Consider the following 1,978-nt stretch of genomic DNA (forward strand, 5'->3'; position numbering starts at 1 on the left):
GTTTTGCTTGGAGAGAATGGCGCTGGAAAGACCACTTTAATGAACATACTATATGGGTTGTACCAACAAGAAAAGGGTGAAATATACGTAAACGGACAGCTAGCTAAGATAACTAACCCTAACGATGCTATAAAGCTAGGAATTGGTATGGTACATCAACATTTTATGCTTGTTCATAATTTTACAGTTGCAGAGAACATAGTTTTAGGGATAGAGCCTAAAAAAGGTCTAAAGGTAGATATGAAGAAGGCAATAGAAGATGTTAAAGCTATTGCAAGTAAGTATGGTTTCAATATAGATCCTAATGAAGTAATAGAAGACATAACCGTTGGTAAGCAGCAAAAGGTAGAGATACTAAAAGCTCTATACAGAGGAGCAGATATATTAATACTTGATGAACCAACAGCAGTTTTAACACCTCAAGAAATTGATGAACTTGGAGTTATTATAGATAATCTAAAGGCACAAGGTAAGTCAGTAATTCTTATAACTCATAAGCTTAAAGAAGTTATGAAGATGAGTGACAGAGTAACTATAATAAGAAGAGGTAAAGTTACAGGTACTGTTAATACAAAGGACACTAACATCGACCAATTAGCGGAGCTAATGGTAGGAAGAAAAGTAAATCTTGTAGTAGACAAGGATGAAGCGAAGGTTGGTCGTGAGATCCTTAAGATAGAAAACTTAAATGCCAATGATCACAGAAATATTGCTGTAGTGAAGAACCTTAACCTTACAGTGCATGCTGGTGAAGTAGTTGGTATAGCAGGGGTAGACGGTAATGGTCAGTCAGAGTTTATAGAAGCTTTAACTGGTCTTAGAAAAGCGGCTAGTGGGAAAATCACTATAAATGGTAAGAATATATTTAATAAGTCACCAAGAATAGTTATGGAATCTGGAGTAGGACATGTTCCAGAAGATAGACATAAAAGAGGACTAATACTTAAATATTCATTATTTGAAAACTCCATTTTAGGAATTCATAGAACTAAACCTTTTAGCAAAGGGGTAGTATTAAACTACAATGAAGTTAGAAAACATTGCAATAAGCTTATAGAAGAGTTTGACGTAAGAACACCAAATGATGAGGTTATGGCTTCTGCCCTATCAGGAGGAAATCAACAAAAGCTTATAGTAGCTAGAGAGATCTCAAAAGATCCAGAACTTCTAATAGTATGTCAGCCAACAAGAGGGCTTGACGTTGGAGCTATAGAGTATATTCATAAGAGAATAATAAAAGAAAGAGACAATGGAAAAGCAGTACTTTTAGTTTCCTTAGAACTTGATGAAGTTATGTCTTTATCTGATAGAATAGCAGTAATGTATGATGGACAAATTTTAGACATAGTAGATAGAAAAGATGCTACAGAGCTAAAGCTTGGAATACTTATGGCTGGTGGTAGTCTTAAGGATGATAAGAAAGAGGTGAAGGGTCTTGAGTAAGACGGCAGCAACGAATAAAGAAAATAAATTATTTGCAATAGTAAAACCTATTTTATTCCCGCTAGCAGCTATAGTTTTTTCTATATTCATTTCAGGATTTTTCGTAATATGGGCAAAAGGATACTCAATATTGGATTACTTTACGGCGTTAGGCGACCTTTTTAGAACCATATGGAAGGGATCCTTCGGTAGTGAGATGAATGTATTCAATACTATCTTCTACTTAACACCACTTTTATTTACCGGTGTAGCTAACGCAGTAGCTTTCAAAACAGGTTTGTTTAACATAGGAGGAGAAGGTCAATTCGTAATTGGTACACTTGCGGCAGCTTTAGTAGGTGTTATACCAGGACTACCAGCCTTTATCCATATTCCTCTAATCTTGATATCTGGTATATTGGCAGGAGGCCTTTGGGCGGCAGTACCAGGATATCTTAAGGCTAAGATGGGAACTAATGAAGTTATTAACTCAATCATGATGAACTATATATCAATGTATGTTGCAAACTTTATAATCCTTAGAACTTCCTTTGGT

The 1,978-nt window shown here is 35.5% G+C and carries 1 protein-coding gene and 1 pseudogene; both read left to right on the top strand.

Annotated elements, in window-relative coordinates:
- A partial coding sequence (locus GXK57_RS26060) for an ABC transporter ATP-binding protein (protein ID WP_160680930.1) occupies positions 1-1,443 on the top strand: 1,443 nt, incomplete at its 5' end.
- Positions 1,436-1,978: pseudogene (locus GXK57_RS26770) on the top strand (ABC transporter permease); the annotation flags it as partial. The gene GXK57_RS26060 and the pseudogene GXK57_RS26770, both read left to right, overlap by 8 nt.

Origin of the sequence: Clostridium sp. C8-1-8, assembly GCF_009928445.1 — a bacterium.
In the GTDB taxonomy this organism is placed as follows: domain Bacteria; phylum Bacillota; class Clostridia; order Clostridiales; family Clostridiaceae; genus Clostridium_AR.